This window comes from Geomonas limicola (assembly GCF_014193675.1).
Taxonomy (GTDB): domain Bacteria; phylum Desulfobacterota; class Desulfuromonadia; order Geobacterales; family Geobacteraceae; genus Geomonas; species Geomonas limicola.
This window is the reverse complement of sequence record NZ_BLXZ01000001.1, coordinates 600,746-621,738: the sequence shown is the minus strand read 5'-3', so window position 1 is coordinate 621,738 and position 20,993 is coordinate 600,746. Positions and strand designations below refer to the sequence as shown.

Here is a 20,993-nt window from a genome sequence, read left to right as displayed (position 1 = left end):
GCTGCAAGCGCTAGGTGCCGCTGCGCGCCCGGCTGCGCGGACGGCTGATCCCGAGCTTGTCCATGCGCCAGCTGAGGGTGTTCGGGTTCATCCCGAGCAGTTCGGCCGCGCCGCCGGGACCGTGCACCTTGCCGCCGGTCATTTTGAGCACCTCGCTTATGTGCTGGGCCATGGCCTGGTCCAGGTTGAGCGGATAGCGCGGGGCGGCACCCAGCGTCGTTTCCGCCCCCCGATCCGCCTCGCCCGGGAGCACCGATTCGAAATTGAGTGTGCCGCCGCGGTGCCGGATCAGCTCGCGCTCCACCAGGTTCTCCAACTCGCGCACGTTGCCGGGCCAGTTGTACTCCATGAGCCGGGTAAGCGCCCCCGGTGCGATGGCGGGGGGAAACCCCAGGCCGAGTTCCCGGCTCTTCAGGTTGACGAAGTGGCGGATCAGGGCCGGGACGTCCTCCTTGCGCTGGCGAAGCGGGGGGATGATGAGGGGAAATCCGTTCAGCCGGAACCAGAGGTCCTCGCGAAAGCTCCCGGCGGCGGTCATGCTCTCCAGGTTTCGGTGCGTGGCCGCGATCACCCTGAGGTTCACCGGGATGGGGCGGTGGCCCCCCACCCGTTCCACCTCGCGGTTTTGCAGCACGCGCAAAAGCCGCACCTGGGCGGTGAGCGGCAGTTCGCCGATCTCGTCCAGGAAGATGGTCCCCCCCTCGGCGCGCTCGAAGCGGCCGCGGCTCTCGGCGACCGCGCCGGTAAAGGCGCCGCGCTCATGCCCGAAGAGCTCGCTGTCGATCAGGTTCTCGGGGATGGCGCCGCAGTTCACCTTGATGAAGGGGCCTTCCTTGCGCGGCGAGGAGAAGTGGATCAGGTTGGCGATCAGCTCCTTGCCGGTGCCGGTCTCTCCCAAGAGGAGTACCGTGTTGTTGAGCGGCGCCACCTGGCGCACCATGTCGACCACGTTGCGCAGCCCCGAGACCCCGCCGATCAGCTCCTCGGCGGAGAGCGGGTTCAGTTCCCGGTTCAAAAAGCGCTTGTCGTCGATCAGGATGTCCCGGTACCTGAGGACCGCCTCGTGGGCCAGTGCGTTGGCGAGGGCGATGGCGAAGGGTTGTGCCACCAGGCTCATGAGCTCCAGGTGCTCCGGGGTATAGCATCCCTCCCCCTTGGTCCTCAGGGAAAGTCCTCCGATGCGCTGTTCCTCGAGCCAGAGCGGCACCACCATTTCCGAGTGCCCCTCGAGGCGAAAGAGCGGCGCCATACTGCGTACCAGGTCGTCGTGGTGGTCGAAACCGGCGATAAACGGCTCCACGAACTCCCGCGCCATGAGGGTTTGCAGCATCTCCGCGCTGAGCGGGGTGATCTCCTGGTGGGCGGTGCTCGCCGAGGCGGCCACGTAGGCGACGCGCCGCACCGCGCTCAGGCTGGTGTCGAGGATGCTTAAGTAGAGGTCGTCCAGCGGGAGGTGCTCGCACAGGTACCGGTAGGTGGTCTCGAGCGACTCCTCGATCTTCAGGCTGCTGCAGATCCGCAAGGTCACCTCGCGGACAAATTCGTCCCGGCTCACCATGGCCATTCTCCTCCCGTGCCGGCACTCCGGCTCCGCATTCGCAAAAAACTCACGATTTCCCTACAGTTTTCCCCACGCACCGGCCGAAACCGTACCTTCCCGCGCTCCCCAAGCCACGCCCGCTGCCGGGCAATCACAATATGCCGCAATATAGCCGCAAATCACAACATACCACAACATAAATTGTGACATGTTGTGATTTGTTCGTGCGGGTCTTGCGTAAGTGACTGAAACCACGTGAACCTTGACGCTGGCACGCCCCTGGCAATGGGGAGTGCGTTGCTCACCACAAGGAGACCGCCATGGCGAACCTGCTCTACATATCCTGCAACCTGAACCCCGTCGAGCGCTCGCGCTGCCTGACCCTGGGCGCCCAGTTCCTGGACGAGTACCTGCGCTGGAACCCGCGCGACCAGGTCTACTCCCTCGACCTGTTCCGCGACAACATCCAGCACATCGATGCGGACGTGATCTCCGCCCGCGAGAAGCTGGCCCAGGGGGCGAGACTTCCCCAGTTGAGCCCGGAGGAACAGCGCAAGATGCGGCGCATCTGGTGGCTCGCCGACCAGTTCATCGCCTGCGACAAGTACGTCTTCGTGACACCGAGCTGGAATCTCTTCTTCCCGGCTGAGTTCAAGTACTACATCGATGCGATCTGCGAGGTCGAGAAGACCTATCGGATCACGGAGCTCGGCGCTGAAGGGATGCTGCACAGCGCGCAGAAGAAATCGCTGCACCTGCACGCGCTGGCGTCGCACCGCTTTGCCAGTGAGCGCGACCTGGGTGCCGGGTACCTGAGCTCGTTATTGAATTTCCTGGGGGTGACCCGGCAGACCACGGTGCTTCTGGAAGGCGGGGACGACCCCGCTTCCGTCCAGGGTTGGGTGCACGAGGAAGAGCGCACCCGGCTCATCGGCCTGGCGCAGCTCTTCTAGGCTGCACAAGGTCGAACGGGAAAGGGGAAGAGGATGATGAAATTTATCGTGGCGGCCACCCTGGCGGTCTGGGTGCTGGTCGCCCTGGTTGCCTTTTGCTACCGCGGCGACCGAAATTCCAACGACGAATAGGGGCGCCCGAACCGGCTGGTACCGGTGCGGGGCCCTGGACCTGAGCACGCAATTGAAGGGGATAACGATGAAGATGATCACCGTGACAGCCGCGGCACTCCTGCTGGCGGCACTGACCACCTCGGCCGCCGCCGAGAACCTGACCCTGGGAGAGTGCCTGAAAAGTGCCGCCCGCAACAACCAGGCGCTGAAGACCGCCTCCCTGGAGAGCCGGGTGGCCGCCCAGAACGAGCGGATCGCGGCGAGTGGGTACCTGCCGCGCGTCGACGCGAGCGGCGGCTACACCGCGCAGCTTGACGCCCAGGGGATGTCGGTGGGGGGCTTTTCCGCCCCGACCCAGCAAGCCGACTACGGTTTCTTCTCGCTCTCGGTCGAGCAGAGCCTCTACGACTTCGGGCGCACCGCCTCGCGGCTGGAGCAGGCCCGGGCCGTGAGCGAGGCGACCCGCCAGGGGTACCGCAGCCAGGAGCAGGAGGTGTTTCTCCAGGTGGTCCAGGCTTTCTACGGGATCCTGGAAAACGAGAAGTTCCTGGCCGCGGCGGACGAGGAGGTGCACCAGATGGAGGGGCATTTAAAGGACGCCACCAGCAAGTACAGCCAGGGGGTGGTGACCCGCAACGACGTGCTGCAGGCCGAGGTGAAGCTCGCCAACTCGAAACAGCGGCGCCTGGACATCGCGCGCCGGCTCGAAAACGGCTGGCTGCTCTTGAACCACCTGACCGGTCGTCAGGACAGCGGGCGCGGCACCCTGGAAGATCAGCCCCCGGCCCAAGCGGTACCGGCCGCAAAAGACGAGCTCGCCGTGCGCCCCGACGTGCTGGCGGCACGCTTGGAACTTACGGCGGCGAGCGCCGCGGTGAACGAACAGGCAAGCGGCTTGCGGCCCGAGTTCTACCTGCACGTCGGCGCCGACTACACCCAGAACCGCTACCTGAAGGAGCCGGTGATCATGGCAGCCACGGTGGGGGTGCGCTTCAACCTGTTCGACGGTTTCGCCACGAGCGCCCGGCTGCGCCAGGCGGTGGAGTCCCGCTCCCGCGGCGAGGAGAGGCTGCGCCAGGTTGAACAGGAGGCGCAGTTGGAGTACCAGACCGCGCACAACGACCTGAAGGTGGCCCTGGAGCGTATCGGGACCTGCGAGAAGGCCGTGGGGCAGGCCGAGGAGAACCTGCGCCTGAACCGCGGGCGCTACGAGGAACAGATGGGGACCTCCACGGACGTGATCGACGCCCAGACCCTGCTGACCCAGGCCAGAAGCGACTTCTTCCAGGCGAGTTTTGACGCCCGGGTGGCCCAGGCGAGGGTCCAGAAGGCGCTGGGGGTGCTGTAGGGGCGGAAAGAGCGACGCCATATGCGTTCGGAAACGACAGGTAACCAGAGGAGGAGATGACCATGGAAGAGGTACTCGAGGCAGTCGAGCAGGAGGTAGCAGAAAAGGAGGTAGCTGTGGCGCGCACCGGCAGAGCGTGGCTTACCCGGATTATGGGGGGCGTCGCGGTCCTCGCGCTTGTCGCCGGCAGCGGCTGGTACTGGCTGGAGGGGCAGAAGGTGGTGGAGACCGACAACGCCTTCATCGAGTCGCGCATCCACTCGGTGGCCAGCAGGGTGCCGGGGACGGTGGTCCGGGTGCTGGTGGAGGACAACCAGTTCGTGCACAAGGGGGACGTCCTGGTCACCCTGGACGAGCGCGACTTTGCGGTGCGCCTCGCCGATGCGCGGGCCGGGCTCGACATCGCGAGGAACGACACCTCGGGCGACCTGGCCCAGGTGGAGGCGGCCAGGGCCGAGGTGCAGCGCACCCGGGCGCAACTGGCCCAGGCGGAGCTCGACGTGAAGCGGGCCAGCGCGCTGGTGGAGCGCGAGGTGATGCCGCGCGATCAACTGGACCGGCGCACGACCGACCTGAAGGTCGCCGAGGCACAGGTGCGCGAGGCCGAGCAGCGTCTGAAAAAGGCCCAGGCGGCGCTGGGGCTCGCCGGGACCGGACGCCAGGGGGCGCGCGAGGCGAAGCACCAGGCCCAGGTCCAGGAAGAGGAGCTGAACCTCTCCTACACGAAGATCTACGCGCCGGCCGACGGCTACGTGACCCGCAAGTCGGTCGAGGTGGGGAACCGGGTGCAGGCGGGCCAGGCGCTTTTGGCCGTGGTGCCGCTCTCCGAGGCCTGGATCACGGCAAACCTGAAGGAGAGCCAGCTGGGGCAGGTGCGCCCGGGGCAGAAGGTGGCGATCCGGGTGGACGCCTACCCGGGGCGCACCTTCAGCGGCACGGTGGCGAGCATCATGTCGGGTACCGGGGCCGCCTTCTCGCTGCTGCCGCCGGAGAACGCCACCGGTAACTACGTGAAGGTGGTGCAGCGCGTGCCGGTGAAGATCGTCATCGACCGCTCGAGCGATCCCGAGCACCTGTTGCGGGTCGGCATGAGTGTGGTCCCCAGCATCCAGGTGCCGCGCTCCAACCAGACGATCATCAGGGATCTCTTGCACCTCTCCTGAGGCGCCGGGACACGAGGTTTTCAATGGAACAGGCAACTCCAACCAACAAGTGGATCATCGCGCTGGCGGTCATGCTGCCGGCGCTCATGGAGGTGATCGACACCTCGGTAGCCAACGTGGCGCTCACCAGCATCCAGGGGAGCCTGAACGCCGGGACCGACGAGGCGACCTGGGTGCTCACCTCGTACATGGTCAGTAACGCCGTGGTGCTCCCGATGACCGGATGGCTGGCGCGCCGCTTCGGCAGGAAGCGCTTCCTGATGACCTGCATCACGCTCTTCACCCTGTCGTCCTTTCTCTGCGGCGCGGCCCCGACCCTGGCCGCCCTGATCGTCTTCCGGATCCTGCAGGGTGCGGCGGGGGGAGCGCTCATCCCGATGAGCCAGGCGATCCTGTTGGAGAGCTTCCCGGCGGCGGAACAGGGGATGGCGAACGCCATCTTCGGCGTGGGGGTGATGTTCGGGCCGATCATCGGTCCGGCCCTGGGCGGGTGGATCACCGACAACCTGAGCTGGCGCTGGATCTTCTACATCAACCTCCCGGTGGGGCTCATGGCCCTCATCATGGTGGGGAGCGTGATCTCCGATCCGGTGTACGCGCGAAAACTGAAGGAAAAGGTGGACTACTGGGGGCTTAGCCTGCTGGTGCTCGGTATCGGGGCGCTGCAGATCGTCCTCGACAAGGGGCAGCAGGACGACTGGTTCAGCTCCCCCTTCATCGTGGCCTGCAGCGTGGTGACGCTGGTCTCCCTGGTGCTGCTGGTGCTGGTGGAACTTAGGCACCCGCATCCGGTGGTGAACCTGAGGCTCTTCAAGAACCTGGAGTTCTCGGCGGGGAACCTGGTCATGTTCATGGTGGGCTTTGGCCTGTACGGCTCGCTCATGCTGATCCCCCAGTTCCTGCAGTCCCTCCTGGGCTACACGGCGACCCGCGCCGGGATGGTGATGGTCCCGGGCGGGGTGGCCACCCTGGTGCTGATGCCCTTTGTGGGACTCGCGGTCAGCAGGTACGACGGGCGCAAGATCGTGCTGGCCGGGCTCGTGGTCTCGGCGTGGTCCATGTTCCTGTGGCAGCGCTTTTCCCTGGGGGTCTCCTACGACGATTTCCTCTGGCCGCGCCTGGTGGCGGGGGTGGGGCTCGCCCTCATCTTCGTGCCGCTCACCACGCTCACCCTGAGCAAGATGAGCCCCGAGCAGATGGGGGATGCCAGCGGTCTGTTCAGCCTGTTGCGCAACATCGGCGGCAGCGTGGGGATCGCGGCCACCTCGACCATGCTGGCCCGTGTCAACCAGTTCAACCAGAACACGTTGTCAGCACAGGTCAACAATTTCAGCCTGCAGTTCCAGCAGACCCTGTCCGGGCTCACCCAGGCCTTCATCGGGCGCGGTATCGAGTCCGAGCTCGCCGGCAAGATGGGGGTTGCCAGCATCTACCGGATGGTGCAGCAGCAGGCGGCGCTCTTGACCTTCAACCGGGTCTTCTGGATGCTCGGCTTCGCCTTCCTCGCGGTGATCCCCTTCCTGGTGCTGATCAAGCGTCCCAGGCCGGGGGCTCAAGCGGTGGTGGGGCACTAGGCGGTAGTGAGGTGCCGGTGGCGCGTCCCGGCTGGGGGCCTGCGGGAGGAGTGACGCTGGCAGGGACGGGTGCCGCGGCGCCCGAAAACGAGGGAAAGGATGAAGAACATGCAGATAACCCGATCGGTCATCAACGAATTTTTCGTGAGCCTCACCGCGCTGTCGGATCTGGACGTGCTCTCACCCGACGGGTTCAGGGAGCTGGCGGACTGGTGCGAGAGGCAGGAGTTCTGGACGGACTTTGCGCGTGAGCACCGGCTGGATGAGGCGTGGCGCTCCTCCCACATGGGGGATCCCAACGCCTTCGCCCTGGCCGTCTTCCGCTACCGGACCGGGTGGGGGAGGCTTACGCACTAGCCCCGGGGCGCGCAGCCAGGGAGCGTCAGCGGACCCGGGTCACCTCTTCGGCAACCCCCGTCTGCTCCTGCACCATCCGGCGCACCTTGCGCCAGTCGATGGGGGTACTCCCGGCCGCCGCGAGGAGGTTGCGGGCTTCCCGCTCCAGGTCCTCGAGCTTGCCGTAGATATCCTTGTGCACCTCGAGGTAGGTCTTCCCCTCGCTCACGGCCACCTTGACCGGCCGGTAGACGATCTTCCCCGCCGTGTTCACCGGCACCTCGTTGTAGAGGAGCTCGATGTTGGCCGGGGACACCCTGATGCAGCCGTGGCTCGAGTAGCTCGAGATTGAGGAAGGGCGGTTGGTGCCGTGGATCAGGATCCCGGGGAGCGAGGTGCGCAGGGCGTACTTGCCGAGCGGGTTCTCGGGGCCGGGTGGGACCAGGGCCTTCACCTCCTTGCCCTGTTGCTCCATCTCCTTTTGAATGGAGATGGGGACGCGCCAGCTCGGGTTTTTCACCTTGTCCACCACCGTGAAGCTCCCCAGTGGCGTCTGCCAGGAGCGGTTCTGCTTCAACTCGGCCCGCCCCACCGCGATGGGGACCGTCCGGGTCAGCTTGCCGTCCTTGAAGCAGTACAGGGTGCAGTCGGCGATGTTGATGACCAGCCCCTGGTCCAGGGGGGAGGGGACGATGCGCCGGTTCACGATGCGGAGTGTCTGACCCTCGCGCAACAGGGAGGTAAGGGTGAGCCGGTTCAGGCGCGCCAAGAGGGGCGCCTTGATCTTGAAGCGCGCGGCGATCTTTAAGAGCGTGTCGTTGGGGCGCACCCGGTAGAGCGTCTCGCCCCCCAGGACCCTCCCCAAGAGCTGGGGTTCCGGCCGGGAACCCTCCTGGCCGGCGCTCTCGGTCGGGGCGTCCTCGACCAGTTCGTCCTCCCCGTCCTCCTCAGGGCTCTCCGCGCGCACCTGCTGCTCCACGTCCGGCACGGCTGTCGCGGCGTTTGCGGGAAGGGGTGCAGGCGCCGCAGGGAGCGGACCGCGTGACGGGGCGAGGGGGGGGACGACCGCGATCGGGTGCAAGGGGGAGCTGGCGGCAGGCCCTGGTGCGGGTAGCTGGGGCGGTTTAGTGGCGGCGGGTTCAGCTGCAGCTACCGGGGACGGTGTAGTGGCGGCAGCCGGCCGTGCCGTGGAAACGGGCGAACCGGCGGGCTTAGGCGGCACGACGGGGGGGAGGTGAGCTTCCGGGGCGGCTGTGGCGGCGCCGGTCCCCGTACCGGTAAGCGCCGGCTGCGGCCCGAGGGCGGAGAGCTGCGCCTCCTGGCTGCGCACCGCCTGGGGAGAGGCCGGGCCCGGGATTGGAAGCGGTGCTGCCGGCACCGGCTTGGCCTTGTTCCGCGACGGGGTGATCAACTGCTGGCCGGGTTGCAGGGTGAGGAAGTAGGGTGCCAGGATCTTGCCGTACTTCTCCACGAGCGCGAAGTACTTGGCGGCCAGCTCGGGCTGCTTCTCCTCGAGGCACTTCACCCCGGCGAAATAGGTCTCGATGAGCACCTTGAAGCTTTCCGGATGCCGGGTGGACGCACCTTCTTCCATCAGGTTGTTGAGGATGATGAGCGCCTCGGAGCGCGAGGCGGAGCGGGCGGGGGTGGTGCCGAGGAGGAGGATAAGTACGCTTAAAACGATGAGGCGCATCGTGCTTCGCTTCCCGTGTGGATGTAGTGGTCCGTTTACCAGCGCGGGTGGGTGAAGCGGAGCGCACGGCACAGAGAGACGATCCTCTCTTTGATCGGCCGGCTGTTCCCGTTATTTCGAGACGATCTGGGCCAGCAGGCTGAGTCTGAGTTTCGGATCGGTGATAATCAGTTCATTGGGAACAGTCGTTGTCGGTTTGGCCGGGGTCGTATTGGGAAGCATCTCGGTCAGGCTTTGCACGGTAATCCCTCCTCAAGCAGAAATGACATCTTCGCTCTTCATGCGGGCTGTGTTCGCACCCTTCCGGTACTATCGGCGTTCAACCGACAAACTTGAGAGGTCTTTTATAAGCCGAGATGAAGAGAGTGTCAAGCGGCTGCATGTGACACAGGATAGAGCGACCGGGACGCCTATGACAGACCCTTGCGCTACAGCTTCAAGAAGTACCTGAAACCTCCCTCACTGTCTTAAGAACTCTCCTTGAGAAACTGCTTGCCCCAGCTGCACATCTGCTCGAGGATCGGGTGGATGCTCCTGCCGCTTTCGGTGAGCGAGTACTCCACCTTGGGGGGGACCTGCGCGTACACCTTGCGGTACACCAGGCCGTCTTCTTCCAGTTCGCGCAGCTGCTGGGTGAGCATCTTGCGGGTGGTGTCCGAGAACTGGCGCTGCAGATCCGAGAACCGCATGGTGCCCTGGGCCAGGTGCCACAGGATGGAGGCCTTCCACTTACCTCCCACCACGGCAAGGGTGATGTCGATGCCGCACTTGTACTCCCTTTCGCGGAAGGTCATGACGTCTGCCACTGATTGGTTTGCCTGCATAGCTTGCTCCGTCTCTCATAGTTACCAAAAAGGTACTCAGTATTGAAACACATACTACGTTACCAATAAGTTCGTTATTGACCGATCGGCACGTATGAGCGAATGTAGCCCAAACTATTCCAAAAGGGAAGGCTCTCTTTGAGACACATCCCCGAACAGGAGGGCATCGGCGTGAAGGTAGTGGCAATCAACGGCAGTCCCAAGACCGACGGAAACACCTTCCAGGCACTGAGCCTGGTGGCGGCAGAACTGGCTAACGAGGGGATCGAGACGGAGATCCTCCAGGTGGGAGGCCAGGAGGTACGCGGCTGCATCGCCTGCGGCCAGTGCGCCAAGAACAGGAACGAGCGGTGCGTGCTCCCCGGCGACCAGGTGAACCAGTGGATCCAGAAGATGAAGGAGGCCGACGGCATCCTGCTCGGTTCCCCGGTCTACTACTCGGCCATCGCCGGCACCATGAAGTCCTTTCTGGACCGCGCCTTCTACGTGAGCGGCTCAAACGGCGGGCTGTTCCGCCACAAGGTGGGTGCCGCGCTGGTCGCGGTGCGCCGCTCCGGGGGACTTCCCACCTTCCAGCAGCTCAACAACTACCTGCTCTACTCGGAGATGCTGCTCCCCACCTCCAACTACTGGAACGTGATCCACGGCACCCGCCCCGGCGAGGTGCACCAGGACAGCGAAGGGACCCAGATCATGCGGGTTCTGGGGAAGAATATGGCCTGGCTCATGAAACTGGTGGAGCACGGCAAGGGTGCGGTTCCGGCGCCCCAGCAGGAGCCGAAGACCTACTTCAACTTCATCCACTAGAAGGCGCCCCGGGGGTTCTGCGGCAGGCTCCAAGTCCCCCCCGGCCTCGGCAGCTGCCGTGCCCCGGGGCCTTGCACCCCCCGGCCTCGCACCGGGCACGAAAAACGGCACGGGTAGTATTACCCGTGCCGTTTTCTTTTTCCCCCGCGCGAGAAGAGCCGGTCAGCAGCGGAACTGCTGCACCATCCCCTTGAGATCCTCGGCAAGCCGGGCCAGCTGGTTCGCCGCGGCCGCCTCCTCGTGCGAAGCGTTGGCCGTCTGGCTGGCGACGTCGGTTATCTGCTGCACGTTCTTGTTGATCTCGAGGGTGGTGGCGGTCTGCTCCTCGGCCGCCACCGCGATCTGGTTCACCTGCAGCGTCACACTGCCGATCTGCTCCAGGATCTTCTGGAGCGCCGCCCCCGACTTGGCCGCCTCCGAGGTCCCCTGTTCGACCTCCTGAACCCCCTCGTCCATGACGCTTACCGCCTCGCGGGTTTCGGACTGGATGGTCTTGATCATCTCGGCGATCTCCCGGGTGGCCCGGGTGGTCCGCTCGGCCAAGGCACGCACCTCGTCCGCCACCACGGCGAAGCCGCGCCCCTGCTCGCCGGCCCGTGCCGCTTCGATGGCGGCGTTCAGGGCCAGCAGGTTGGTCTGGTCCGCGATGTCCTCGATGGTCTCCACGATGGCGCCGATCTTGTCGGAGCTGGCACCGAGCCCCTCGATGGTGGCTGCCGAAGCTTGTACCTTGACCGCGATCCGGTTCATCACCCCCAGGGTATCCTCGACCACCCGGACCCCGTGCCGTGCCGCGTCGTTGGCGTGGGCCGAGTCCTCGGCGGCCCGGTGGCAGCTGCTGGCGATGTCCTGCGAGGTGGCCGACATCTCCTCGCAGGCGGTGGCTATGGTGGTCGCCTGGCAGGCGAGTTCTTCGTTGCTGGTCGCCATCTGCTGGGCGGTTGAGTGCATCTGCACTGCCGCGGAGGAGACCGAGAGGCTGTTGCCGGACAGGCGGCGCACCATGTCGGAGAGCTTGCCGCGCATCAGGTTCATCTCCCGCCCGAGCATCCCCATCTCGTCCTTCGACTGCACTCCGGGGTCGACGGTGAGATCGCCCTCGGCTATGGCGGCCATGGCGCCGAAGACCTTGGTCACGGCTCCGGTAATGCCGCGGCTGATCAGTACCCCGACCGCCAGCGTGGCGGCCAGGATGATCCCGACGATGGCCAGGTTCATCCCGATACCGCGACGGACCGCGGCGCTGCTCGTTTGGTAGGCCTTTTCGCTTTGGGCGATGTTGAACTTCAGGAGGGCGTCGATCGCCTCGGCCGGTTTCAGGTACAAAGGCGCCACCTGCCCGACCCCGAAGCTGATGGCTTCCTTGAGCGCCGCGCCGTCGTTGGTCCGGTGCGCGGCGAGCAGCAGTTCGGCCAGCTTCTCCCCCTGCGCGGCATAGGCTTCGGCACCGCTTTTGTAGTCGGTCAGGAGCTGTTTCTCCTCACCTTCGAGCTTGTCGGCCTCCAGTTTAGCGACCAACTCGGTGATCCTGGTGAGCTGCTGTTTCATGTCCTGGTGCTTTTCCTTGAGCTTGGCGTCGTCCTCCAGGGACATCATGTACACGACATCAAGCCGGGTGGTCAAAAGGCGGCTCTTCAGTTCCGAAAAACCCACCACCTGGTTGATGCCGCTGTTGAGTTCCTGGAGGTGGTGGGTGGAGCGGGTCAGGTTGCTGGTACTGGTGATCCCGATGATCAGCATCCCGAGAATGCCCACTGAGCAAAGCGACACGAGTTTCAGGCTCATCTTCAAATCTGCAAACGACATCTGCATCCTCCCTGGAAACGGTTGTTACCCCTTGAAAAACGATACCGTTTTCTGTAAACGGTTCCCTCCCTTGTCGGCCTCAGTTTCAAAAACTTTAGCAATTTTGAATATTTGTAGGAATATGTAAGCCGATTCGTTGCCTTACGGGAAAACGCACCCGGTTGAGGTTGCGGGTCCGATAGCCGGTGTAGGTGCATCCACGATAGCCAGTTTGCTGCAGCCTGTCGTGTCGATTCCGGTTCCCGGCGGCTCCACCTCGAAGACGCACCCCAAAGCGACGCCCGGGCCTGGTCCACCAGTTCCTCGCTGGCAAACTGGCAGCTCCTGGTGCAGGGGCGGCTTGGGGCGTGGTCCCCAGGTCACGGGAATCGTTCTCTTTTTTCTACCCCTTCCAGCGTGGTCACTTCATAAACCTGGGGTAATTCTCCTCGGAACGCAGGGTGAAACACGGCGTTTTGTCGCCGGTCGCTCCGTCGGGAGGTGGCGAAGCAGGTAACAATTCTTGATGAAAACGTTCACAACTTCACCAGTTTTTGCTTCCTATCCCGCCACATTTTCTGTAAGATCTGGTAAGAATGCCGGGGTTGGGACTCGGGACCCTGGGGAGGAAACGGCGGTGCAGGCAGACCAGGCTGAAAATGTGATGTTGCGGGGCATTCTGGATGCGGCCATCGAGGAAGCCATCGTGCTCTTTGACAAGGACGGCTGCATCCGGCTGGCGAACCCTACCGCCTTCGGCCGTTTCGGGAAGAGCGAAGAGGAGATGAATGGCCGTTCTCCCGCGGAGTTCCTGGAACCTGCGCTGTGGGAGGCTCGCTGGGCCATGATTCGCCAGGTGCTGGAAACCGGGGAGCCGCTGGAGTTCGAGGACGAGCGCACGGGGATCGCCTTCCACCACAGCCTGTCGCCGGTCCGGGACGTCGGGGGGAGGGTGGCCTGGGTGGTGAGCTTCAGCCGGGACATCACCGTGCAGAAGCAGGCCGAGGCATCTCTGCGCCTGTCCGAGGAAAAATACGCCAAGATCTTCTCCACCAACCCTGCCGCCATCGCCCTCACCCTGCTCGAAGACGGCACCTTTCTCGATGTCAACGATACCTGGTGCCAGCTGGTTGGGTACCGGCGCGACGAGGTCCTGGGGGTCTCGGCCCGTCAGCTGGGGATCTGGCCCGACCCCGCCGAGGCGGCGCACTTTGTCGCGGAACTGAAACAGTGGGGGAGACTCAACGGCTGGCAAAAGGACTTTTTCAAGAGGTCCGGCGAGCGTTTCAGTACCCAGCTCTCCGCGCAGCTCATCGAGGTCGCCGGCCAGACCGTGGTAGTCTCCTGTCTCATCGACGTCACGGAACGCAAACGCATCCAGGAGCGCTACGAGCAGCAGGTGCGCCTGTTCGACGGTGTTGCCGCCACCACCCCCGATTTCGTCTATGTCTTCGATCGCCAGGGGCGCTTCCTCTATGCCAACAAGAGGCTCCTCGAGGTCCTGGGGATGCAGCTCCCCGAGGTGGTGGGGAAGACCTGCCTGGAACTGGGGTACCAGCGCTGGCACCACGACATGCACATGAACGAGATCCGGGAGGTCATCCGGACCAGGTGCCCGCTCAAGGGGGAAGTCCCCTTCAAGGCGCCGCTGACCGGGGTCTACGGCATCTACGAGTACATCTTTACCCCGGTTTTGGGACCCGACGGCGGGGTCGAACTGATTGCCGGAACCACCCGGGATGTCACCGACCGCAGGCGAGCCGAGGACGAACTGCGCAAGGCGCACGAACTCCTGGAAATCCGGGTCCTGGAGCGCACCGCCGAACTCGAGAACACCCTGGAGGCGCTGCACGAAAAAGAACACCTCCTCTTGCAGCAGAGCCGGCTTGCCGCCATGGGAGAGATGCTCAGCAATATCTCGCACCAGTGGCGCCAGCCGCTCAACCTGTTGGGGCTCAACATCCAGGGGCTGGCCCTCATGGAGGAGACCGGCGGGGCGAGCGCGGAGGTGATTAGGGAGACCACCGAGCGCTGCATGGAGCTCATCCTCTACATGTCGCGCACCATCGACGATTTCCGCAACTTCTTCAAGCCGGACAAGGAGAAGAGCCACTTCAGGCTGAGCGAGGTGGTGACTGCCGCCACCAAGCTCATGGAGGGTGCTTTTAACAGTCGCTCTGCGCAGATCGAGGTCGCCGAGTTGGCGGACTGCGTGGTGTACGGCTATCCGGGCGAGTACTCGCAGGTGGTGGTGAACATCCTTAATAACGCGAAGGACGCCTTCGAGACGCGCCAGGTTGCCGAGCCCCGGGTCCTGCTCACCCTCGATGCACGGGACGGCAGGTCGCTGCTCACCATCGAGGACAACGCCGGCGGCATCCCCGAGGAACACCTCCCCAAGATCTTCGAGCCGCACTTCAGCACCAAGGGGCCCCAGGGGAGCGGGATCGGGCTCTTCATGTCCAAAAACATCATCGAAAAGAACATGAACGGCAGGCTCACCGTGCGCAATACCGCCTCGGGTGCCCAGTTCTGCATCGAGGTCTAGGGGACGCGGACCTGCCGCTGCGGTGCCGCAACCTCCCCCCTTTTTCTCCCATCGCTTGAGACGTTACACGCAACGAGGCTCCCGGTTTCCCGGGAGCCTCGTTTGTTTCCGGCACCCCTCTTCGCGGCTACTTGAGCGGGCAGCAGAGGTTGTTGTAGGCGTCCAGCGTTGCCGCCAGGGCGTCGTAGCTTCCCGACGCCAGGGCCGCCGCCAATGCCCCCTTGAGCTCGCTCACCGAGAGGGGGAACCCCTTGATCCGGCCGTCCTCGGCGTTGAGCAGCGCCGCTGCGGCCTGGCGGGCCAGGTTGTTGAGGCCGCCGCCCCCCAGGTTCACTGCCTGTAAGAGCGTGAGGTCGGGGCTGAAGGCGCTTACCCCGAAGGTGCCGTCGAAGCTGTCGTAGCCGTGGTGTGCCGCAGGCCAGCTGGCGCTGTGGGTTTTCCAGTACCCGAGGCTGCACCCCTCACCCTGTCCGGGTTTCGGGAGTTTCCAGAACCCGAAATCGATGCCGAGATCCGAGCCGCGGTTGTCGCCCAGGGTCACCGTGGCCGGGGTGGGGTTACTGTCCGAGGCACGGCTTCCCCCCTGCAGGGTCGGCGAGGGGGTAAAGCCGTCCGGGGTCAGCACGCTGACCGTGTAGCTCCCGGCACAAAGGCCGGTGAACTGGTAGTGACCCTCGGCATCGGTCACCGCGCTCTGGCCGGTACTAAGCCGCAGCACCACGCCCGCGATCCCCTTTTCTGTGCAGTCCTGCAGGCCGTTTTTGTTGGCATCGTTCCAGACGTAGTTGCCGATTACCCCGGTGCACTCGGGGGCCGTGCTCTTGAAGAACCCGTAGTCGAGGTTCTGCACCGAACTCGCGTTGCTGGAGAGGGTCACCTTGGTCGGGCTCAGCTTGCTGTCCCTCGCGCTGTTGGTCCCTTGACCCGCCGGGCTCGGGGTGTAGCCGGTCGGGGTGGCGACGCTCACCTGGTATTCGCCGGCGCACAGCCCGGTGAACTGGTAGTAGCCGTTCGCGTCGCTCGTGGTGGAGGCCCCGTTACCAAGGCTCACCGTGACACCGGCGAGACCCGGTTCGCCCCAGTCCTGGATCCCGTTCTTGTTGAGGTCCTTCCAGATAAAGTCGCCGATCTTGCCGCTGCAGGAAACGCCCGGCCTGGCGAGGCCGAAGTCGGCGGAGAGGTTGCTCGCGGCGCTGGCGGTCAGGGTGACGCTCACGGTACCCGGGGAAGTCGGCTGGTACCCGCAGGGGGGGACCACCTTCACCTGGTAGCTCCCGGGGCACAGTCCGGTGAACTGGTAGTGACCGGTCGCGTCGCTCGTGGTGCTCTTGCCGTTACTCAAGGTCACCTTCACCCCGGCAAGCCCCGGCTCCCCGGCCTGGTAGCTGCCGTTTTTGTTGAGGTCGTTCCAGACGAAGTCCCCGATCACCCCGCTGCAGCTGGGGGGCGGGGCCTCGCCGCAGTGGCTCGGGCCGCCGGGGTAGCTGCCGCTGTTGTAGCTCTCGAGAGTCTGGGTGAGCGCCGCGGTCTGGGCGCTCGAGAGGCTGCCGCTCCCCACCGGCGGCACCACCAGTGCCCCGATCAACTGGTCGGCGCTGGTGATCGCCTGCTGTACGCCGCTCGGCAGCCGGGTCCCGTTGGCGACGTTGAGTTTCGCGGCGCTCAGCTGCTGGGCGAGGCTGATGAGGCCGTTGCCGGCGTTGGGGGTCTCGAAGATGGCGATCAGCTGGCTCTGGGTGTAGCTCGTGTTCCCCAGCTTGAGGCTTGTTACCGGCCAGTGCGCCGGATGGTTCTTCCAGTACCCCTGGGTGAAGGTGCAACTCTTCGTGTTGCAGATTACGAAGGCGTCGTCGCTTGCGCTCGCGCTGTGCCCGAAGAGGTCAGTGCCGGTCGCCGTCACGGTGTTCACGAAGGAGCTGGTGCAGGTGAAATCGGGCTGCGCGAGCTTCGGGATGGCGTCGGCGCCGATGGTGATGCTCTCCCCGGCGGCGAGGGCACCCACCTGGTAACCGGCGATACCCAGCCGCGGGTCGTCCAGGGAGACCTGGGTCAGGTCGCTCGTGCCGCAGTTTTCGACGATGAAGCGGAAAGCGAGGCCGGACTGGCGCTGGTGCCCCTGGTAGTATTCGGAACTGTCGCATGTAAGGGAGACGGTCGCCTCGCTCTCCGTACTCTCCTTCACCTCGGCCTGGTCGCTGTCGTCGCGCGACAGTGCCTGGAGGATCTTCGCGAGCCAGCCGGGGATGCTGTCGGCGAGCGAGCCGCTGGAGATTTTGGCCAGCAGATCATCACCGTTCGCCAGCTCGCCCTTCAGGACCGGAAGTACCGGGGCGCCGGTGTCCTGGGTGTCGGCGTCGAGCCAGACCGGCACGCAGACCGGCACCGCCGGGATCTTGCAGTAGTCGTCCTTGTCCAGGTCGGGGCGCTCGCAGTAGCTTTTGTCGCAGTCGGACTTGGCGCAGTGGCTCGCCTTCGTTTCGTATGCCTGGCAGTGGGCCTGCTTGCGGGAGACCTCGTGGCAGTAGCTCGCCTTGGTCGCGGCACTGTCGCGGCAGTAGCCGTGGTCCGTATCGTGGCGCTTGCAGTGCTCCTCTTTCCCCTCGTCGGACCGGCAGTGCTTGTCCTTGCCGCCGGTTACCGTGCAGGTGGTGCTCACCTGCTTTTTCACCTTGATGCAGACCGTGCCGTCGGTGCCGCAGCTCGTGCTCGAGTCGGCGCTCACCGTGACCCCGTTGATGGTGCCGCGGGCGCTGCAGCTGATGGTCTCGCTGGAAGTGGCGCTGGCCGGGAGGTAGCTGCCGGTTACGGTCGCGCTGGCACCGGGGAGGAGCAGGGTCGGGATCCCGGAGAGGGAAGCGCCCTGGCTGTCCGTGCAGCTAAAGCCGGCCAGGGTCTCGTTGCCGGCGTTGGTCAGGACGGCGCTCACGGTCACCGGGAGGCCGGGTACCGGGGCGCTGGCGCAGCTCGCCGTCACGGTCAAGGCGGGCGCGGTGAGGATGCCGCAGCTGGCGCTTGAGGAGGCCGAGACGCCGGCCTGGTCGAGGGCCCCGGTGGCGCTGCAGGTTACCGTGTCGAGCGAGCCGCTTCCCGCCGGGAGGTAGCTGCCGGTCAGGGTGAAGCTAAGCCCCGGTGCGAGGCTGGTCGGCATCCCGGAAAGCTGGCTCCCCTGGCTGTCCGAGCAGCCGAGCCCGGTGAGCGTCTCGTTGCCGGTGTTGGTGACGAGCGCCGTGACAGAGATCGGGAGGCCGGGAGCCGGGGCGCTCTGGCAGGAGGCCTTGACGCTTAGCCCCGGCAGGGCACGGAAGTAGCCGAAGTCGATGCTGAGGTCGCTGGCGCTGTCCTCGAAGAGGCTGACTGCCGCGGGGTTCGGGTTACTGTCGAGCGCGGGGTTACTGCCGGCCTGGACCGGAGCAGGCGTAAGCCCCGCCGGGGGCACCACCTCGACGCGGTAGTCGCCGGCGCACACCCCGATGAAGCGGTAGGAGCCGTCGGCCAGGGTCTGGGTGGTGCGCAAGAGGGTGTTGAGCCCGTCGCGCAGGTTCACGGTGACACCGGCGAGTCCGGGTTCCCCGGCATCCTGGATGCCGTCCGCGTTCAGGTCGTTCCAGACGAAGTCGCCGATGACTCCGGTGCAGGGGGTGTTGAAGCCGAAGTCGATGCCGAGGTCCTGGCTCGCGTCGTCGGCGAGGACGACCGGCGCCGGGACGGGGTTACTGTCCAGGGCGCGGTCGTTCCCGGCGAGGCTCGGCGAGGGGACGAAGCCGGCCGGGGTGGCCACCTCGACCGTGTAGCTGCCGCGGCACAGGCCGGCGAACCGGTAGGCGCCCGAGGCGTTACTGCTCGTCGTGGCGATCACCGTCCCCTGGTCGTTCTTCAGGACAAGCTGTGCCCCGGCGATCCCCGGCTCGGCACCACCCTGGATGCCGTCGCGGTTGGTGTCGTGCCAGATCAGGTCGCCGATCGTGCCGGTGCAGGGGGTGTTGAATCCGAAGTCGATGCTCTGGTCCGAACTGGAATCGCCGGCGAGCAGTACCGGTGCGGGGTTCGGATTGCTGTCGAGAGCACGGTCGTTGCCGGCAAGTACCGGTGAGGCGGCACGCCCGGCGGGGGGGATGACCTCGACCTGGTAGCTCCCCGCGCACAGGCCGGCGAACTGGTAGAGCCCGCCGCCGGCCGTCGTGGTGGAGGAGATAAGGACGTTGGAGGCGTCGCGCAGGTTCACCGTGACGCCGTCGATCCCTGCTTCGCCGGCGTCCTGGATCCCGTTCCGGTTGGCATCGTCCCAGACCAGGTTGCCGATGCTCCCGGAACAGGGGGGATTGAAGCCGAAGTCGATGGTGGGCTCCACGCTGTCGTCGGCCGGGAGGTAGAGCGCGGCGGGGCTGCCGTTACTGTCCACGCTGACGTCGGCGCCTGCCAGGCTCGGCGAGGGGACCAGGTTCGCCGGGGTGATCACCTCGACCGTGTAGCTGCCGGCGCACAGGCCGGAGAAACCGTAGTATCCCGCCTGCCCCAGGGGGCCCGTTCCGGTCGTGGCCGTGGCGCTGGTCGTGTTGGCGGCGTCCTTCAGGAGGACCGTAACACCGTTTATGCCGGTCTCGCCGGGGTTCTGGATGCCGTCGCGGTTGGCGTCAAGCCAGACCAGGTCACCGATGTACCCGGAGCAGGGGGTGTTGAAGCCGAAGTCGACGGTCGCGTCGCTACTCGCGTCGCTGTCGAGGACAACCGGGGCGGGGCTCGGGTTACTGTCGGCGCCACGGTCGCCCCCGGCCTGGACTGGCGAGGCCACCAGGCCGGCGGGGAGCGTGGTGGCATCCACCTCGACCCGGTAGCTCCCGGCGCACAGGCCGGTGAACTGGTAGAAGCCGTTGCCGGTCGTGCTCGCACTGGCGATCAGGTTCGAGAAGCTGTCCTTGAGGAGCACCCGCACCCCGTTGATCCCGGGCTCGCCCGGTTCCTGGATGCCGTTACGGTTAAGGTCCTGCCAGACGAAGTCGCCGATCGACCCGGTGCAGGGGGTGTTGAATCCGAAGTCGACGGTGGGCTCGCTGGTGAAGTCGCTGGGGAGGGTGATCTCGGCCGGGTTGGGGTTGCTGTCCGCCGCCCGGTCGCTCCCCTTGAGAGAAGGGGAGGCCACGAAACCTGCGGGGGGGAGCGCCTCCACCCGGTAGCTGCCGGCGCACAGGCCGGTGAACAGGTAGTTGCCCGTGCCGTTGGTCGTGGTGGCACCGATAAGGGCCCCGCTCGCCGGATTGTAGAGGTTCACCGTCACCCCGTTGATCCCGGGTTCGCCCGGATCCTGGATGCCGCTACGGTTCTGGTCGTGCCAGACCAGGTCGCCGAGGGAACCGGTGCAGGGGGAGTTGTAGCCGAAGTCGATACTGCGCTCCACCGTACTCCCGGTGGGGAGCGTCACCTGGGTGCCTGTCGGGTTGGAGTCGCGGGTGGTATCGCCACCCTGGTAGGCCGGCGAGGGGACGAAGCCCGCGGGGAGGGTGGTCGCGTCGACGCTCACCGTGTAGCTCCCGGCGCACAGCCCGCTGAAGAGGTAGGCGCCGTTGGGGCCGCTCAGCGTACTGGCCAGCTGGTTGCCGGTGGCGTCCTGAAGGGTGAGCCGCACGTTGTCGAGTCCCGGCTCCCCCGCGTCCTGGATGCCGTCGCGGTTCTGGTCGTTCCAGACGAAGTCGCCGATCGCCCCGTTGCAGACCGGTTTCTGGGGGATGGGTCCCAGGTTCCCCTTGGCCCCTCCCGCGAAGGCCGCCAGGAAGGAGCCGTTGAAGCTTGAGTTCTCGATCGACTGGGTCACCCCGATGTCCTGCCCGGCGTAGAGCCCGGCCAGGGCGCCGCCGGTCACCCGGAACCTGAAGTCCAGGTAGTCGATGGCCCCCGAGTTCGTGATGCCGTACTCGATGATCTCCCCGGTCAACAGGGTGCCGGTGTAGCTCCCGACCGTGCCGATCAACACCAGGTCGTCGCCGTTCACCCCGCCCACCAGCCGCCCGGAGCTGTCCACCTGGACCGCGATGGTAAGCGAGCGCGGCGTGCCGACCCTCACTGCCGTGGTGCCGGAGCTGAGCGTGGTGAGTTGCGGCGTCGTGGCGACGCTCAAGAGCCCGCTGGTCGGCGAGAAACTCGTGCCGGTGACGCTCGAGAAGGTGGTGTTCGGGTAGCCCGGCGTCACCCCGAGGATGTCGCACCAGGCGGGCTGGGCGGTCAGGAGCAGGACAAGGCAAACGAAGAGGAATCTGAGTCGGATCATGGAGGGCCTCCCCGGCGTGACTCACGCCGTGACGATGCGCGTAAAAAAA

The 20,993-nt window shown here is 65.6% G+C and carries 13 protein-coding genes; 7 read left to right on the top strand and 6 right to left on the bottom strand.

Annotation, left to right across the window (positions count from 1 at the left end; translation table 11 throughout):
- Positions 1-10 precede the first annotated feature (10 nt).
- Complete coding sequence (locus H7688_RS02560; RefSeq protein ID WP_183359452.1) at positions 11-1,558, bottom strand: sigma 54-interacting transcriptional regulator; 1,548 nt, start codon at positions 1,556-1,558, stop codon at positions 11-13.
- 302 nt (positions 1,559-1,860) lie between these two features.
- Between H7688_RS02560 and H7688_RS02555 the strand changes: the two genes are divergently transcribed.
- The 5 genes from H7688_RS02555 (at position 1,861) to H7688_RS02535 (ending at position 7,049) form a co-directional block, all read left to right on the top strand.
- Positions 1,861-2,493, top strand: a complete 633-nt coding sequence (locus H7688_RS02555) for an FMN-dependent NADH-azoreductase (RefSeq protein WP_183359451.1) — start codon at positions 1,861-1,863, stop codon at positions 2,491-2,493.
- Positions 2,494-2,692: 199 nt separating this feature from the next.
- Positions 2,693-3,955: a TolC family protein gene (locus tag H7688_RS02550; RefSeq protein ID WP_183359450.1), complete on the top strand. Its 1,263-nt coding sequence runs from the start codon at positions 2,693-2,695 to the stop codon at positions 3,953-3,955.
- Positions 3,956-4,017: 62 nt separating this feature from the next.
- Positions 4,018-5,118, top strand: coding sequence for an HlyD family secretion protein (locus tag H7688_RS02545; RefSeq protein ID WP_246329684.1), 1,101 nt, complete (start codon positions 4,018-4,020; stop codon positions 5,116-5,118).
- A gap of 23 nt (positions 5,119-5,141) precedes the next feature.
- On the top strand, positions 5,142-6,692 hold the full coding sequence (locus tag H7688_RS02540; RefSeq protein ID WP_183359448.1) for a DHA2 family efflux MFS transporter permease subunit: 1,551 nt from the start codon (positions 5,142-5,144) through the stop codon (positions 6,690-6,692).
- 108 nt (positions 6,693-6,800) lie between these two features.
- A complete protein-coding gene (locus H7688_RS02535) occupies positions 6,801-7,049 on the top strand; it encodes a hypothetical protein (protein WP_183359447.1) in 249 nt (82 codons plus the stop codon).
- A gap of 25 nt (positions 7,050-7,074) precedes the next feature.
- Here H7688_RS02535 and H7688_RS02530 read toward each other — a convergent pair whose 3' ends face one another.
- The 3 genes from H7688_RS02530 to H7688_RS02525 all read right to left on the bottom strand — a co-directional run bounded on the left by H7688_RS02530 (position 7,075) and on the right by H7688_RS02525 (position 9,527).
- Positions 7,075-8,721 carry a L,D-transpeptidase family protein gene (locus tag H7688_RS02530; RefSeq protein WP_183359446.1) on the bottom strand — a complete coding sequence of 549 codons (1,647 nt, stop codon included), beginning with the start codon at positions 8,719-8,721 and terminating at the stop codon, positions 7,075-7,077.
- Positions 8,722-8,832: 111 nt separating this feature from the next.
- Positions 8,833-8,961, bottom strand: coding sequence for a hypothetical protein (locus H7688_RS22760; RefSeq protein ID WP_281379386.1), 129 nt, complete (start codon positions 8,959-8,961; stop codon positions 8,833-8,835).
- A gap of 227 nt (positions 8,962-9,188) precedes the next feature.
- A complete protein-coding gene (locus H7688_RS02525) occupies positions 9,189-9,527 on the bottom strand; it encodes a winged helix-turn-helix transcriptional regulator (protein ID WP_443093450.1) in 339 nt (112 codons plus the stop codon).
- Between the two features lie 189 nt (positions 9,528-9,716).
- Between H7688_RS02525 and H7688_RS02520 the strand changes: the two genes are divergently transcribed.
- The gene (locus H7688_RS02520) at positions 9,717-10,352 is read left to right on the top strand and encodes a flavodoxin family protein (protein WP_183359444.1); all 636 of its coding nucleotides are present in this window, start codon (positions 9,717-9,719) and stop codon (positions 10,350-10,352) included.
- 162 nt (positions 10,353-10,514) lie between these two features.
- Here the strand turns inward: H7688_RS02520 and H7688_RS02515 are convergent, their stop codons facing one another.
- Positions 10,515-12,158, bottom strand: coding sequence for a methyl-accepting chemotaxis protein (locus H7688_RS02515; RefSeq protein WP_183359443.1), 1,644 nt, complete (start codon positions 12,156-12,158; stop codon positions 10,515-10,517).
- Between the two features lie 643 nt (positions 12,159-12,801).
- On the opposite strand from H7688_RS02515, the gene H7688_RS02510 reads away from it, so the two are divergent.
- Positions 12,802-14,685, top strand: a complete 1,884-nt coding sequence (locus tag H7688_RS02510; protein WP_183359442.1) for a PAS domain S-box protein — start codon at positions 12,802-12,804, stop codon at positions 14,683-14,685.
- A gap of 127 nt (positions 14,686-14,812) precedes the next feature.
- On the opposite strand, the gene H7688_RS02505 is transcribed toward H7688_RS02510, so the two are convergent.
- Positions 14,813-20,944, bottom strand: a complete 6,132-nt coding sequence (locus H7688_RS02505) for an SdrD B-like domain-containing protein (RefSeq protein ID WP_183359441.1) — start codon at positions 20,942-20,944, stop codon at positions 14,813-14,815.
- Positions 20,945-20,993 lie beyond the last annotated feature (49 nt).